The sequence below is a fragment of the Glycomyces harbinensis genome (genome assembly GCF_900101745.1).
Lineage (GTDB): Bacteria > Actinomycetota > Actinomycetes > Mycobacteriales > Micromonosporaceae > Glycomyces > Glycomyces harbinensis.
In genome coordinates this window covers 127,576-143,122 of sequence record NZ_FNAD01000010.1, presented here as the reverse complement: position 1 = coordinate 143,122, position 15,547 = coordinate 127,576, and the positions used below count along the sequence as shown (strand labels likewise).

10 protein-coding genes are annotated in these 15,547 nt (G+C 67.5%); 1 reads left to right on the top strand and 9 read right to left on the bottom strand.

Annotated elements, in window-relative coordinates:
* The first annotated feature begins 66 nt into the window (after window positions 1-66).
* On the top strand, window positions 67-2,268 hold the full coding sequence (locus tag BLQ63_RS17155; protein ID WP_091037916.1) for an HNH endonuclease signature motif containing protein: 2,202 nt from the start codon (window positions 67-69) through the stop codon (window positions 2,266-2,268).
* 62 nt (window positions 2,269-2,330) lie between these two features.
* Here BLQ63_RS17155 and BLQ63_RS17150 read toward each other — a convergent pair whose 3' ends face one another.
* From BLQ63_RS17150 to BLQ63_RS17110, 9 genes are all read right to left on the bottom strand, one after another.
* A complete protein-coding gene (locus tag BLQ63_RS17150; protein ID WP_177154982.1) occupies window positions 2,331-2,807 on the bottom strand; it encodes a hypothetical protein in 477 nt (158 codons plus the stop codon).
* A 133-nt stretch (window positions 2,808-2,940) separates the two neighbouring features.
* Window positions 2,941-3,975 carry an ABC transporter ATP-binding protein gene (locus BLQ63_RS17145; protein WP_091038052.1) on the bottom strand — a complete coding sequence of 345 codons (1,035 nt, stop codon included), beginning with the start codon at window positions 3,973-3,975 and terminating at the stop codon, window positions 2,941-2,943.
* A 5-nt stretch (window positions 3,976-3,980) separates the two neighbouring features.
* Complete coding sequence (locus BLQ63_RS17140; protein ID WP_091037913.1) at window positions 3,981-5,129, bottom strand: ABC transporter ATP-binding protein; 1,149 nt, start codon at window positions 5,127-5,129, stop codon at window positions 3,981-3,983.
* A 2-nt stretch (window positions 5,130-5,131) separates the two neighbouring features.
* On the bottom strand, window positions 5,132-6,046 hold the full coding sequence (locus tag BLQ63_RS17135; protein ID WP_218125312.1) for an ABC transporter permease: 915 nt from the start codon (window positions 6,044-6,046) through the stop codon (window positions 5,132-5,134).
* On the bottom strand, window positions 6,039-7,064 hold the full coding sequence (locus BLQ63_RS17130; RefSeq protein WP_091037907.1) for an ABC transporter permease: 1,026 nt from the start codon (window positions 7,062-7,064) through the stop codon (window positions 6,039-6,041). The genes BLQ63_RS17135 and BLQ63_RS17130 overlap by 8 nt, the downstream gene beginning before the upstream one ends.
* Window positions 7,065-7,338: 274 nt before the next feature.
* A complete protein-coding gene (locus BLQ63_RS17125; RefSeq protein WP_091037904.1) occupies window positions 7,339-9,075 on the bottom strand; it encodes an ABC transporter family substrate-binding protein in 1,737 nt (578 codons plus the stop codon).
* Between the two features lie 588 nt (window positions 9,076-9,663).
* Window positions 9,664-11,370, bottom strand: a complete 1,707-nt coding sequence (locus tag BLQ63_RS17120) for an ABC transporter family substrate-binding protein (RefSeq protein WP_091037902.1) — start codon at window positions 11,368-11,370, stop codon at window positions 9,664-9,666.
* Between the two features lie 364 nt (window positions 11,371-11,734).
* Window positions 11,735-13,450, bottom strand: coding sequence for an ABC transporter substrate-binding protein (locus BLQ63_RS17115; RefSeq protein ID WP_091037899.1), 1,716 nt, complete (start codon window positions 13,448-13,450; stop codon window positions 11,735-11,737).
* Between the two features lie 262 nt (window positions 13,451-13,712).
* Complete coding sequence (locus BLQ63_RS17110) at window positions 13,713-15,401, bottom strand: ABC transporter substrate-binding protein (protein ID WP_143014964.1); 1,689 nt, start codon at window positions 15,399-15,401, stop codon at window positions 13,713-13,715.
* Window positions 15,402-15,547: the final 146 nt, after the last annotated feature.

The following is a 15,547-nucleotide window of genomic DNA, read 5'->3' as shown; positions in this document are numbered from 1 at the left end:
TTGTCTTATAGCACCAGCGATCACAATCAGCACCAGAAACGGATAACTCCCCAGGGGGTGAGCAGAATGAACGGCCTCAACGGATCAGACCGAGACGCACAAGCCGCCCTTCTCCGCTCCCGACTCGAATCCCTTGCAGCGCAATCCCGCACTCGTGACGCCGCCACTCTCCAGGCCGTCATCGCCTATACCTCCGCGGGGCATCACAAGGCCTGCGACGGCTTCTCCGGCATCCGCGACTGGATCATGGAGTGCTTCGACTTCAACGCGGCCTGCGCCGGGCAGATGGCCTCCATCGCCCGACTCGCCCCCAAGTTCAAGCACCTCACCGAAGCCGCTCTCAGTGGTGCCGCCCGTATCGACGCGATCGCCTATGCGGTCCGTCGCCTGGAGCGCGAAGGCCTGGGCGTGTACTCCCGTGTTCCGTACGGGACACCGGTCGAGTCCCCCTTCGACGCCTCGGTGCTGTGCGGGACTCCCGAGGAGTTGATCCGGGAGTACTGCATCCACTCCGCCCGTGCCGAACTCGCCGAGCACTTCGACCGGATCTGTGCCGAGCTGTTCGACGAGCAGGCGCTCCTGGACGACATGAGCCAGCAGACCCTTGCCTGGCTGGAGGTCAACGAGCGCCCCGACGGCATGTGGGACTTGGACGGCCGCCTGACCGCCGACACGGGCAAGCTCCTGAGCAACGCCCTCCGCACCGCAGTGCCGCCGCCTCGCCAAGAGGACGCCGACGCCGACGGTGTGCTGCCCCCCGCCTCGAACAGGAACGTCGAGGCCTTGCACCAGATGGTCGCCGCCTACGGCACCGACCCTGAGGCTCCCAAGCGGCACGGCCACACGGCGACACTGAACCTGACCTGCGACCTTGCGACCCTGCGGGGCGAGAAGACCGGGCGGCTGCCGATGCTGGACGGCCGCCCTGCTTCCGTGTCCAAGGCCCGCCTGCTGGCCTGCGAAGCCGGGATCATCCCCTCGGTCTTCGACTACGGCAAGGGCGAAGCGATCGAACTGGGGCGGGCGAAGCGCCTCCCCAACGTGGCCCTGCGGCACAAGCTGGAACTCGAGCAACCCAACGGGTGCGCTTGGTCCGGTTGCCGGGCTCCTGTCTCGTGGACCGAGGCGCATCACCTGGTGCACTGGGCGAATGGGGGCGAAACGGTCGCCGAGAACCTGATCCTGCTCTGCCGGTTCCATCACTCCCGGATACATCTGGGCACATGGAGCATTTCGAAGACCGGGCCGGGCAAGGCGACGATCGTGCACCTTGCGAGCGGCACCAGCGACGCCGAGTGGGAAGCCGATCCGAAGGATCTTCCCAACGGGCACGCCCTCGAGGAATGGTCACCGAAGCTCAAGCCGGAGCTCACCGACTATGCGAGCTGGTACGCCCTGAAGAGCATGGAAGCCTCGGTGAAGCGAACCCGAGAGAAGTTCCGAGCCAAAGACCTGGCCGCAGTGTCGGCAGTGCGGGAAGACCCCGGCGAACCGCCCTTCTTACGGTGCCCTCAGCGGGCGGCTGCTGAGGGGAGCGCTGGCAGATGCGCGCAGCTCGGTTCCCAAAGGGGGTCGGGCCCCTCACCGTGTTCGGGGTTGGAAAGGCCCCCAATCGATCGGCTCCCGGACAGCCGCCGTACGAGCCCGCCCCGCCGCACACCTCTTCGTCGCCGCCCGCCTGAGCAGCGGGCCAGCAGGACCCGCGGCCGCGGTCCAGCCCAGATGAAGTCCTGCCTCATCGTCGCCGCCCGCTCGAACAGCAACCCAAGTCGCAGCGAAAGCAGAAGCTCGGTAACTATCCGATTTCCGACATCGGTGACATTGGGCCACAGTGGCCTCGTCGTGCTGCCACCATCAGACCGCATTGTCCTTTCACAGATAGGTGGTCAGATGCGACGCATCCTTTCGAACGGTCTCGCCGCGGCAGGTCTGGCGCTGGCGCTCGGGGCCGGTTGGGCCGCGCCCGCCGTGGCGGGACCCGCCGATGCAGCCCCCTCGGACCAGGCGCAGCCGAGCGCCGAGAGCGTGCTGTGCCCGTCCAAGTTCCGCCAGGACACGGTCGTGCGGGAGATCCCGTTCGCGAACTCGACCGTCATCGCCGAGATCCCCAAGGGCACCTGGGCCGACGGGGCCTGGTGCGTGCCGTTCACCGCGGGCGGCAACCACAAGACCTGCGGGTTCTACACCGACATCTGGGTCGCGGTGAAGGCCGACGACACCTGGGGCTTCGCGCACACCGGATGCATGGACGACTACTACCTCCACTGATCCGCCTGGATGAAAGGCGCAGGGCCGGACCGCGGAAGCGGTACGGCCCCTTTTTCACGGCCTCACTGGGACTGAAGGGCGATGTCCTGCAAGGCGACGACCGCCGGATCCTCGCCCTGGTAGTCCAGGTCGTGGAGGAACACGGCGACCGCCGCTCCCCCGTCCTCGACCGTCTTGTGGACCTCGCGCCACGTCGCCAGGTTCGGGTGCTCGTACGCGGTGCAGGCCTCGGCCGGGGCCAGCAGGCGGATCGCGCGGGACAGGGTTCTGGCGTCCAGGAAGTACGAGCCCGAACCGGAGCGGTGGCCCAGCGTCGTCGCCATCACGACGGCCGGGAGCGGGTGGACGCCGACATTGGCGCGGGCGAAGACGATCCCGCTGCCGCCGTCGACCGTCGCGACGCCGTACGCGGCCGGAAGCCGCCAGTCGGGGATGCCGTCGATGAACCGCTCTCGGGCGGCGGTGATCTTCTCGACGGTCTCCCAGGAGTCGCCGAGTTCGGAGAGGAGCGCGGTCACGGTCGCGTCAGTCGCAGTCATCCCGGCAGTCTCGCACCGGGACCGCGGCGAGGCAAGCTCCTTCCAGGCAGGCGGGACCGTCCCGGAAAGCCGGAAGCCCCCGGTCGGCTGCCGCGGCAACACGACCGGAGGCTCCCTCAAGTCTCGCGAAACGCTAGACCAGCTGCTTCTTCTTCGCGTAGTGGCACGCCGCGCGGGTCAAGCCGTCGTGGTCGGACCGCAGGAGCGGCTCGATCTCGATGCACTTGGCCTGCTCGTTCGGACCCAGCTCCTGGAACAGCGGGCAGCGGGTCCGGAAGCGGCAGCCCGAAGGCGGGTTCGACGGGCTCGGCACGTCGCCCTGGAGGACGATCCGCTCGCGGGTCCGCTCCTTGCGCGGGTCCGGCAGCGGGATCGCCGACATGAGCGCCTGCGTGTAGGGGTGGGCGGGACCGGCGAACAGCTGGTCCGTGGTGCCCTCCTCCACGATCTTGCCCAGGTACATGACCGAGACCTTGTCCGCGATGTGGCGCACGACCGAGAGGTCGTGCGACACGAACAGGTAGGACAGCCCCAGCTCGTCCTGCAGGTCCTCCAGCAGGTTGATGACGCCGGCCTGGATGGAGACGTCGAGTGCCGAGACCGGCTCGTCCAGCATGAGGACGCGGGGCTGGAGCGCGAGCGCGCGGGCGATGCCGATGCGCTGGCGCTGACCGCCCGAGAACTCGTGCGGGTACCGGTTGCGGTGCTCGGGGTTCAGACCGACGATCTCGATCAGGCTGTTGACCCGGGCGCGGCCGCCGTTCTTGAACGAGCCGTGGACGCGCAGGGGCTCCGCGATGATCTCGAAGACCGTCATGCGCGGGTCCAGCGAGGCCATCGGGTCCTGGAACACCAGCTGGATGTCGCGGCGGACCGGACGCATCTGGTTGCGCGACAGCTTGGTCAGGTCCCTGCCGTCGTACAGGACCTCACCCGAGGTCGGCGGGATGAGGTTCATCATCAGCCGCGCGGTCGTGGACTTCCCGCAACCGGACTCGCCCACGAGCGCGAGCGTCTCGTTCGCGCCGATGTCCAGGCTCACCCCGGACACCGCGTGGACCGCGCCCACCTTGCGGCGCAGGATGCCCTTCGAGCGGACCGGGAACTCCTTGACCAGGTTCCGGCCGGCGATGACCGGCTCGGCCGCGTTCTGCGGAGTGTCGAGCATGGCGTTCACTTGTCGTCCTCCTCGGCGGCGTGCGCGGCGGCTTCGGCCTCGAGGGCTTCGACTTCCGCCTCGACGGACAGGTCGGTGGCGACCGCGGCGAACACGTCGTCGGGCGCCTTGCCTTCGAGCTGCTCCTGGAAGTGGCAGGCCGCCACGTGGCCCGAGCCGTTGATCGGCAGCAGGGCCGGCTCGACTTCGGCGCAGATGTCCTGGTGCATCGGGCAGCGCGGCCGGAACGGGCAGCCCGGCGGCATGTTCAGCATCGACGGCGGCGTCCCGTGGACGGGCGTGAGCCGGTGGGTCCGGTCCTCGTCCATGCGCGGGAGCGAACCGATCAGGCCCAGCGTGTAGGGCATGCGCGGCTCGTAGAAGATCTCGTCCACACTGCCCTGCTCGACGGGGCGCCCGGCGTACATGACCAGGACCTCGTCGGTGTGACCGGCGATGACGCCCAGGTCGTGGGTGATGAGGATGAGCGCCGCGTTGACCTCTTCGCGGGCCTTCTCCAGGGCCTCCAGAACCTGCGCCTGGACGGTCACGTCGAGGGCCGTGGTCGGCTCGTCGGCGATGATCACGTCCGGGTTGTTGGCCATGGCGATCGCGATGACCACGCGCTGGCGCATACCGCCCGAGAGCTCGTGCGGGTAGGCGTCCACCCGCTGCTGCGGGTTGGGGATGCCGACCGAGTCGAGCAGGTCGATGCAGCGCTGGCGGGCCTCGGCCTTCTTCACGTCCGGGAAGTGGACGCGGATGGCCTCGGCCAGTTGGAAGCCGACCGTGTAGACCGGGTTGAGGCTGGTCAGCGGGTCCTGGAAGATCATCGAGATCTTCTTGCCGCGGACCTTGGAGAGATCGGCGTCGCCGAGGCCGAGGAGTTCCTCGCCCTCGAGTTTCGCCGACCCGGTGATCTGGGCGGTCTTGGGCAGGAGGCCCATGATCGCCATGGAGGTGACCGACTTGCCCGAGCCCGACTCGCCGACGATGCCGAGGCTCTGGCCCCGGCGCAGCTCGTAGGACACGCCGCGGACGGCGTGGACGAGCCCGTCCTCGGTCGGGAAGGTCACGTTCAGGTCGTCGACCTTCAGGACGGAGTCGCCCTTGGCGCCGACGGAGCGGCCGTTGCCGGCCCCGGTGCTGACGGAGATGTTCGACATCGTTAACGCCTCACCATCGCTTGTCGCGGGTCCATCGCGTCGCGCAGGCCGTCACCGATGAAGTTGATGGTCAGCGCGATCAGGATGATCATGACACCCGGGATGTAGAACAGGTACCAGTGCTCGTTGAACGCCGAGGCGCCCGCGGCGTCGATGAGCAGGCCCAGCGACGTGTCGGGGCTCTGGATGCCGAGCCCGAGGAACGACAGGGTCGTCTCGGACAGGATCGCGAAGGCGATCTGAAGCGTCGCCGAGACGATGATGACGCTCATCGTGTTCGGGATGAGGTGCTTGACGATGATGTGCCAGTCGGAGCCCCCCGCCGAGCGGGCGGCCTCGATGAACTCCTTCTCGCGCAGGGACAGCACCTCGGCGCGGACGGCGCGGGCGATCGAGGTCCATCCGAAGATGGCCAGGATGATCGCCATGTGGTACCAGCGGACGCTGGTGTCGATCGCGCCGGCGAGCGCGCCGGTGATGACCAGGAACGGGATCACGAACATGATGTCGAGGAACCGCATGAGGATCGAGTCGACCCAGCCGCGGTAGAACCCGGCGATGGCGCCGTAGAGCGCGCCGATCACGGTCGACCCGACGGCCACGACGAGCGCGACGTTCAGCGACTGCTTGGTCGCCTGCATCATCGCGCCGAGCATGTCGCGCCCGGCCTTGTCGGTGCCGAAGGGGTGGTCCATGCTCGGTGAGGCCCACGAGGGGATCTCCGAGTGGATCTTGTAGTCCCAGGTCCACAGGAAGGGCCCGACGTAGGCGAACAGCACGACGATCACGAAGACGACCATGCTGACCACGGCGGCGCGGTGGCGGAAGAAGCGCCGGAGCACCATCTCCCACTGTCCGCGCTCTTTGCTGGTGAGGGCCTCGGATTCGAGGCGGTTGGAGGCAGCTGTGTTACTCAAAGCGGATCCTCGGGTCGAGCACGCCGTACAGGATGTCGGAGATCAGGACGCCGATGAGCACCACGATGCCCGAGATGAGCACGTAGGCCATGACGGCGAAGGTGTCGCCGGCGTTGATGGCGTCGAGCGAGTAGACGCCCAGGCCGCGCCAGCCGAAGATGCTCTCGGTGACCATCGCGCCGCCCATGGCCCCGGACAGGGCGAGCGGTGCGAAGGTCGCGACCGGGACGAGCGCGGTGCGCAGTGCGTGCCGGCGCATGACGGTCGCGTTCCGGACGCCCTTGGCGCGGGCGAGCCGGACGTAGTCGGAGTTCATGACCTCCAGCATGCTGGCGCGCTGGTAGCGGGAGATCGCCGCGTAGCCGCCGAGCATGAGCACCAGGGTGGGCACGATCAGGAAGGGCAGCGAGTCGGTGAAGACCTGCCACCCGTTCCCTTGGAACCCTGTGGTGCCCGACCCGTACGTCTGGAAGATGGTGGAGCCCAGGATCTTGTTCAGCTGGACCGCGCCCTCCTTGAAGAGCGAGCCGAGCCAGAAGATGGGCATGGCCAGGAAGAGGAAGCCGAGGAACGTCAGCGTGTAGTCGGTCCTCGAATACTGCTTGACCGCGCTGACGACACCGGCGAGAATGGCGATGCCGATGGACGCGATGGTCGCGAACAGCACGAGTCGGAGCGTGATCCAGAATCTCGAGGAGATCTCGTCGCCGATGGGCATGGCGGTGCCCTCGATCGACGGGCCCCACAGGCCCTGGATGAGGCCGATGTCGTCGTTGGTGTCACCGAAGCCGGTGAGCCAGATCCAATATCGCTCGGGGACGGACCGGTCGTAGTACCAGGACGCCTCCAGGGCGTCGATGGTCGTCTGGGGGACCGGCTCGCCGGTGGACTGCTCGATCTCGAAGACCCGGTCCTGGACGGGGTCGTTCGAGACGTCCACCAGGACAAAGCACAAGATAGTGGCCCCCAGCAGCACCGGGATCATCATCAGGGTGCGCCGGATTATGAATACAACCATAATGCCTCGTTAACGGTTTCTCTGCTGTGGACCGGTTCGCCTGCCGACCGGTCCGGCCGCGCTGCTGCGCTGCCTCTCCTACGGCTCACTGACTCCCCATTCTGGACTGGTCAGCGAGCGCCTGGCACTCTTCTGCAATCACTGTTCTCCCCACCCGCGTCTTCGCGGCGGCGCCGCAGGACGGGAGCCGGCGTGGTCGTTCGTCGCCGGTGGCCTTCCGTGCTGCGATGCCTCGTTGCCGCGGCCGCGCCGCGAATCGGGGCCAGAGGTTCGGTCATGCCTCACCGGTGACCCCCCATTCTGCGATGTTGTACGCGGCGCGCTGCTGCGAAGCCCAATTGTCGCGGACGTTGACCAACCTATCGGAGACCATCACCACGACCGGTGTGTCCACGATCGGCAGTACGTAGGCGTCGTTGATGACCTGCTGTACCGCCGCGTTCGCCCGCTCGGCGGCGTCCTCGTAGTCGAGGGTGCCGTTGATGTCCGCGATGAGCGAGTCCAGCTCCGGGTCCTCGAGTCCGCCGAAGTTCGAGCCGGAGCCGGTGCCCCAGTACTGGGAGGCGGAGCCGACGAAGAGCGGGTCCGAGCTCCAGCCGAAGTTGATCATGTCGAAGTCGGCCTCGCCGAGGACCTGCCCGAGGTCGGCGTCCGGGATGGCGCGGAGGGTGACCTCGATGCCGAGGTCGGCGAGGGTCGCCTGCGTCAGCTCGCCGGTGATCTTGCGGTTGTCCTTGGACTCCGAGTAGCGGAAGTCGAGGGTGACCGGGTCGCCGTCGGGGGTGAGCAGGGTGCCGTCGGAGTCCCAGGTGTAGTCGGCGGCCTCGAGGTCGGCGCGGGCCATCTCGATGTCGCCCGAGCCCTGGCCGGTGGCCGAGAGGTAGTCCGCGTAGTACTCCGAGTTGTTGCGGAACAGGTGGTTGTTCTTGCGCTCGATGTCGGACTGCACGAACGCGTAGGTGCGCTCGATGATGTTCTCGAGGTCGATGGCCGTCAGCACGGCCTTGCGCAGGACCTGGTCCGAGAGGAACTCGTTCTGGGTGTTGAGGTCGATGTGCTCCCAGGAGGGCCCGCCCGCGACGGCGTAGGAGGTGCCTTCGGCGCCTTCGAGCTGGGTGATCGCCTCGGAGGTGACCGAGAAGGGCGAGGCGCCTTCGATCTCGCCGTTGCGCAGGGAGGTGACGATGCTGTCGAGCCCGTCGAAGACCTTGAAGGTGATCTTGTCGAGGGTGACCTCGGTGTCGCCGGCCCAGTCGTCGTTGCGCGTGTAGATCACGAAGTCGCCCGCGGTGGCCTGCTCGATCTTGAACGGGCCGGTGGTCCAGGACGGGACGGTCTCGGAGAAGTAGGCCTCGGCCCCGGCCATCGCCTTGGGGTCGTTCTTCCAGTCGAAGCCCTGGTCTTCGGCGACGTGGGCGGGCTGGGAGAGCACTTCCTCGTACTGCCACTCGGCGGAGTGGTAGTCCGCCTTGTAGGTCACGGTGACCGTGGAGCCGTCGCCGTCGATCGAGGCGACCTGGGAGCCGCGGGTGGTGTTGGCGGGCTCGCAGCCGTCGCACAGCGCGGCATCGCCGGAGGTGGCGTACCAGTGGTAGATGAAGTCGTCGACCGAGATGTCGGTGCCGTCGCCCCAGTTCGCGCCCGCCTTGAGGGTGTACTCGACGGTGACGGGGTCTTCGCTGACGAGTTCGGGTTCGGTCTCGAAGAGGCCCTCGTTCACGATGAAGTCGCCAGCCGGGTCGAACTGGCCGGTGTAGGGCCACATGCCCACGAGGGCCATGCTCACGTACGCGTTGTTGCCCTCGGCGGTGTTCTGGTTCCAGGAGCCCCACGAGCCGTCGAGGGCCCAGGTGATCTCGCCGCCGTCGACCCGCTCGCCCTCGTTGCAGCCGGTGGCGTCGGTGAGGCAGTCGTCCAGGCTGGACGTCGAGGCGTCGCCTTGTCCGCAACCGGCGAGCACCAGGCTGGTGCAGGCGAAGGCGGCGACGGCCGCCATGTGGTGTCGCTTCATGGTTCCTCTCGTGGGTGTGCGTCGCGGGACCGGGCGGGCGGGGCACCGAGGTGGGGTCGGTGCGCCTCCGCGGGGCCGGTCGAGGTCGGGGGCCGCGACTGGTCGGGTCAGCGGCTGGGCCTCGCCCCGGCCTGCGGGTCGGGTGACGCGAGGTACAGCCTTCCACGGGAATCCCGGGTTTCGGACGAACGAACCAGAGATGAGTTTCGTTCGTTATGTTCCCGTGATGTTCATTCCCTGAATGGCGGCGAATGGTGGAATTTTCACTGTCTGCCAGGGAAAACCCGGTCGCCGCCGAATTCGGGTCACGGTCGCGACACTGCGGCCGAACGCATCGGGGTGGGTCGAGCGGTGTGGTGAAGCGTTCCATGTCGCCGCCGCCGCGCGGGCGTCGCTCCTCGCGGCGGCGGGGCCTTCGGCTTCGGAGCGCGGCGGCTCCTCGCAACCGGGGGCCTCGGCCTTGGAAGAGCGGTCACTCCTCGTAACAGCGGAGCCATGGGACTGCAATCGGGCCTATGGAAGCGTTGAGCGGCGGGACCCTCGAGGGGCCCCGCCGCTGCGCTCGTCGAGCGGTCGCTCAGTGAGCCCTTAGACGATCTTCCACTCGCGGAAGTTCCACAGCGGTCCGGCCTGGCTGGCGGGGTTCTTGGTCGGGCCCTCGAGGACGGCCTTGTTGGAGTAGAACACCTGCGGCTCGTCGAACAGGGGCAGCGTGTACGCGTCGGGGGCGACGATGGCGTCGACCTCGTTCGCGAACTGGGCGGCCTCGGCGAGGTCGAACGTCGAGCGGACCTTGTCGATGGCCTCGTCGGCGACGGGGTTCTCGTACTTGCCGTAGTTCGAGCCCGAGTCGGACCGGAAGTACTGCGACGGCTGCACGGTGAACGCGGCGGAGCCGATCCAGCCGAAGATGATCAGGTCGAAGTCGGCCTGGGCGAGCACGTTGCCGAGCTCGCCGTCCGGGATGGCGACCAGTTCGAGCGCGATGCCGATCTCGGCCAGGCTGGCCTGGGCCAGCTCGGCGGCGAGCTTGCGGACCGGGTTGGTGTCCGCGTAGCGCATGTTGAACTTGACTTCTTCGCCGTCCGGGGTCGTGAGGACCTCGCCGACGCCGTAGCCCGCGGCGGTGAGGATGGCCTTGGCCGCCTCGATGTCGCCCGAGCCCTGGCCGGTCGGGCCGATGTGGTCGACCCAGTACTCGCTGTCGGGCAGGAAGAAGTGGCTGAGCTTCTGCTCGACACCGGTCTCCGGGTAGTTCTTGTCGCAGATGTCCTGCACGTTGATGGCGGTGAAGACCGCCTTGCGCAGCTCGACGTCCGACAGGAACGCGTTCTGGCAGTTGGCGTCGAAGTGCTGCCACACCGCGCCCGCGTACGTCTCCATCAGGAAGTCGGGGTTCTCGGCGATCTTGGCGTTCTCCTCCTCGGAGAACTCGCTCGGCCAGGCGCCGTCGATGGTGCCCTGGCGCATCTCGGTGGTGATGGCCTCCGAGCCCTCGATGACCCTGAGGGTGAGCTTCTCGATGGTGGGCTTGACCGAGCCCTGGTAGTTCTCGTTGAGTTCGTAGACGATGTACTCGCCGAGCTTGGCGTCGACGACCTTGTACGGGCCGGTGCCGATGATGCCGGCGCCGTCGGCGGTCGGCGCGGTGGTCTCGAAGTACTGGATCGCGTCGCCCATGACCTCGGGGTCGGTGGCCCAGTCGGCGAAGCCGTTGGCCTCGGCGACGTGGCTGGGCAGGTAGATCGTGGACGAGAACAGCCACTCGGGGTCGGAGTAGCCCTCGATGTAGGTCACGAGGATGGAGCCGTCTTCGGCCTGCTCGATCGAAGCGACGGCCGAACCCCAGTCGATGGAGGCCGGGAGGGCCTTCTCCTGGTTGGCGTGCTCGGGCTTGCCCGACATCGAGTACCACTGGAAGATGAAGTCCTCCAGGCGCACCGGCGCGCCGTCGGACCACTGGGCGTTCTCATTGAGGACGTACTTGATCTGCATCGGGGCTTCCGAGACCAGCTCGGGCTCGGAGGCGAGGATCGCGTCGTCGTACATGAAGTTCGCGTCGGGGTCGAAGTCGCCGGCCCCGGCGGCCATCGGGTACATCGCCTGGTGGCCGTAGGAGTTGTTGCCGGCCTGCGTGTTCTCGTTCCAGGAGGCCCACGACGAGGAGATCGCCCAGACGATCTCCTTCTTGCCGGAGCCGCCGCCGCCGTCTTCGTTGCCACCGCACGCGGCGAGTGTCAAAGCGGCGGAACCGCCGATGGTCAGGCCGCCGAGAGCTCTACGAGTCAGAGCCATGAGTCGTTCTCCTCCAGATATCGATGCCGAGGGGCCTCCGCGCGGGCGCGATGGCGCCGATGCCTCGCGACCCGGCGAGCGGGTGTGGGGGAAGGCGTTATCGCCCTCGGCGGTGTTGTGTCAAACACTGGCACAGACGTGAGGCGATTGACATGACCGCGGCACCAACTGGAGTTTATTCGTGATGTATTCGTGACTTTGTGCCTTGGATGCAGTGCGCTGAATGGACCGTGGGGCCGATGCGGCATCGGCCCCACGGGGGAATTCAGTGAATTATCGGGATGGAACGTGCCGAACCGATGACGGCGATGCCGCCGAGATTCGCCTCACGGTGAACCCCGGCGGAGCCGCCGATCGCCGGCGTCTACTCCGGCGCCTGCCATTCGCGGACGTTCCAGACCGGGCCGGCCTGGCTGGCCGGGTTCACCGGGTCGGTGAGCTCGACGAGCTTGGTGTTCCAGATGACCGACAGCGGGCTGGAGTACAGGGGCAGCGTGAGCGCCTGCGCCACGGCCTGCGCGCTGATCTGGTTGGCGTAGTCGGCCGACTCGTCCATGTCGAAGGTCCCGCGGACCTTCGGCAGCAGCTCGTTGATCGTGGCGTCGTCGTAGCCGCCGTAGTTCGAGGCGGACTCGGTGGAGAAGTACTGGCTCGGAGCGGTGGTGAACGCCGGGCTGCCGACCCACGAGAAGACGATGAGGTCGAAGTCGTGGCTCGAGAGCGTGCCCGCGAAGTCCTCGTCGCCGAAGCCCTTGAGCTCCAGGTCGATGCCGAGGGGCGCGAGCTGGGCCTGGATGACCTCGCCGGTGAGCTTGCGGATCTCGTTCGAGGTCGCGAACCGGAAGTTGAACACGACCGTCTCGCCGTCGGGGGCGATGAGCTTCTCATCGCCGTCCCAGGTGTAGCCGGCCGTCGTCAGAGCCGCCTTGGCCCCTTCGATGTCGCCGGTCCCCTGCTTGGCCGGGGTGAGGTAGTCCTCGTAGTACGGGCTCTCCTCGGTGAAGAAGTGGTTGCCCAGCCACGGCACCTCGGTGCCGGGGAAGGCCCGCTCCTTGATCTCGGCGGTGTTGATGGTCTGGAAGACCGCCTGGCGCAGGACCACGTCCTTGAGGAACTTGTTGCGGACGTTGAAGTCCAGGTGCGACCAGGTCGCGCCCGCGTACGTCTCGTAGCTCCACTCCTCGGGGTTCTCGTCGAGCTGCTCGAGGATCTCCAGGCTGAAGTCGTTGGGCCAGCAGCCGGCGATGGTGCCCTGCCGCAGCTCGGTGACCTCGGCCTCGATGCCCGTGACGGGGCGCATCGTGAGCTTGGTGAACTTCGCCTTCTTGGAGCCCTGGTACTTCTCGTTGGGCTCGAAGACGATGTACTCGCCGAGCTTGTTGTCGACCGGCTTGTACGGGCCGGTGACGACCGTCCACAGGTTCTCGTTGAACCAGGTGATCGCGTCGCCCATGACCTCGGGGTCGGTCGCCCAGGTCGCGAAGCCGCCCTCTTCCTCGGCGTAGTGGCTGGGCAGGTAGACGCCGCCGGTGAACTTCCACTCGGGGTCGATGTTCCCCGCCACGAACGTGAAGACGATGACGCCCGGCTCGGTCTCCTCGATCGACTCGATGCCCGCGCCCCAGGCGGTGTCGGCCGGGAGGGCCTTCTCCTGGTTGGCGTGCTCGGGGTTGCCCGACAGCGAGTGCCACTGGAAGATGAAGTCCTCCAGGCGCACCGGCTTGCCGTCCGACCACTGGGCGCCCTCCTTGAGGGTCACCTGCACCTGCATCGGCTCTTCGCTGATGAGCTGCGGTTCGCCCTCGAAGATCGCGTCGTCGTAGAAGACGTTGCCTTCGGGGTCGAAGTCGTAGCCGACCGATCCGACCGGGATCATCGGGGTCATGGCCAGGTGGCCGGCGGAGTTGTTGCCGGTGCTGGTGTTCTCGTTCCAGGCCTCCCACGGGTAGGCGATCGCCCACTCGAGTTCGCCGCTGGCCTCGCCGCCGCCGTTCTCGTCGTCGCCGCCGCAGGCGGCGAGCATGAGTGCGGAAGACCCGCCGATGGTCAGTCCGCCGAATGCTCTACGAGTCAGAGCCATAGCTTTGTCTCCTCCATAGGGTCCGGCCGAGGGCGGTGCGCCCGTTTCGCGGGCCGCCGGGAGGCATCGTCGCCGCGCCGGGGATCGCTGAGGGGCCGGGTGGCCGCCTCGGCAGTGCTCGGTCAAACGCTTCCACGTCCCGCTGGATTGCGGAACGCCTCGGTACGAAACTGGCGAATCATTGTTACCCGTCCGATACGCATCGGGGGGCGGCCCGCGCGGGCCGCCCCCTGTTTCTTCAACCGCGTCTCGCCGCCTGACGCTACGCGGGTTTCCACTCCCGCACGTTCCACAGCGGGCCGGCCTGGCTGTTGCCGTTGATCGTGATCCCGTCGAGGGTGCCGTTGTTGTAAAGGGTCGACTGCGGCTCGTCGAAGATCGGCAGCGTGAACGCCGCCGGCACGACCATCGCGCCGACGTCGTTGGCGAACTGCGCCGACTCGGCGATGTCGGTGGTGGAGCGGACCTTCGCGATGGCCTCGTCGAGTCCCTCGAGCGTGTACCCGCCGAAGTTCGACGACGAGTCCGAGCCGAAGTACTGCTGCGGCGCGGTGGTGAACGCGGGCGTGCCCGACCAGCCGTAGATGATCAGGTCGAAGTCCGATTCGGCGAGCACGGTGCCCAGCTCGCCGTCGGGGATCGCCGTGAGCTTCACGTCGATGCCGATCTCGGCCAGGTAGGCCTGGACGAGTTCGCCCGCGAGCGTGCGGGTCGCGTCGCCCTCGCCGTAGCGGAACGTCAGCGTGACCGGGTCCCCGTCGGGCGTGGTGAGCGTGTCGCCGGTCGTGTAGCCGGCGGCCTCGAGCGCCGCGTTGGCGGCGTCGGCGTCGCCGGTGCCCTGCGGCGGGTCGGTCTGCCCGAGCGTGTCCACGAAGAACTCGGAGGCGGCGTTGAAGAAGTGGTTCTGCCGCGGCGTGACCTCGGTGTCCGGGTAGGCCTTGGCGATGATGTCCGCGTTGTCGATCGCGGTGAACACGGCCTGGCGCAGGACCTGGTCGGCGAGGAACTGGTTCTTCATGTTGGTGTCGATGTGGAGCCAGATCGAGCCCTCGTACACCTCGGAGGTGATGGCGTCGTCGCCCTCGACCTTGTCGAGCTCCTCCTGGCTGAACTCGGAGGGCCAGGCGCCGTCGATGGAGCCCTGGCGCATCTCGGTGACGATCGCGTCGGTGCCCTCGACGACCTTGAGCGTGAGCTTGTCGAGACCGGGGTCGACCGAGCCCTGGTAGTTCTCGTTGGGCTCGTAGACGATGTAGTCGCCGAGCACCGCGTCGGTGGGCGTGTACGGCCCGGTCGACCAGGTCGGCACGTTCTGGGCGAACCAGGTGGCGCTCTCGCCCATGACGGCCGGGTCGGTCTTCCAGTCCGCGAAGCCGTTGTCCTCGGCGATGTGGGCCGGGTACATCGGCAGTTGGAAGAACTCCCATTCGGGGTCGAGGTAGCCGTCGACGTAGGTCATCGTGATGACGTTGTCGGCGGTCTCCTCGATGGAGGCGACGTTCGCGCCCCAGTCGGTGGAGGCGGGGGTGCACGCGTCCTGGTCGCACAGCTCGGCCTTGCCCGACATCTGGTACCAGATGTAGGTGAAGTCGTCGACGCCGAAGGCCTCGCCGTCGGACCACTGGGCGTTCTCGTTGAGCGTGTACTCCACGGTCATCGGCGACTCGCCGGTGAGTTCGGGGGCCTTGGACAGGAGGGCGTCGTTGTAGACCCAGTTCACGTCCTGGTCGAAGTCGCCGAGGGCGGTCGCCCCCGGGGTGAGCGCCTGGTGCAGGTACGAGTTGTTGCCGTCGGCGGTGTTCTCGTTCCACGACTCCCAGCCCGAGCTGATCGCCCAGGTGACGTCGCTGTCGCCGCCCGAGTCGCCGCCCCCGCCGCAGGCGCCGAGCGCCGCCGCGGCCAGCGCGGCCGAGCCGGCGAGGGCGTACGCCCTCGCTTGTGCAGGTCGCATAAGACCACTCCCCCGTGTAAGCATCCTTTGTGGGCCTCGACGCGTCGGACCCACGACGGGATCATCGTTACACCTGGAACGGTCGGTTTCGGGCATATTCAGGCAAACGGCGGGACGGACCGGGTCCGTCCCGCCGTGCTGAGGCT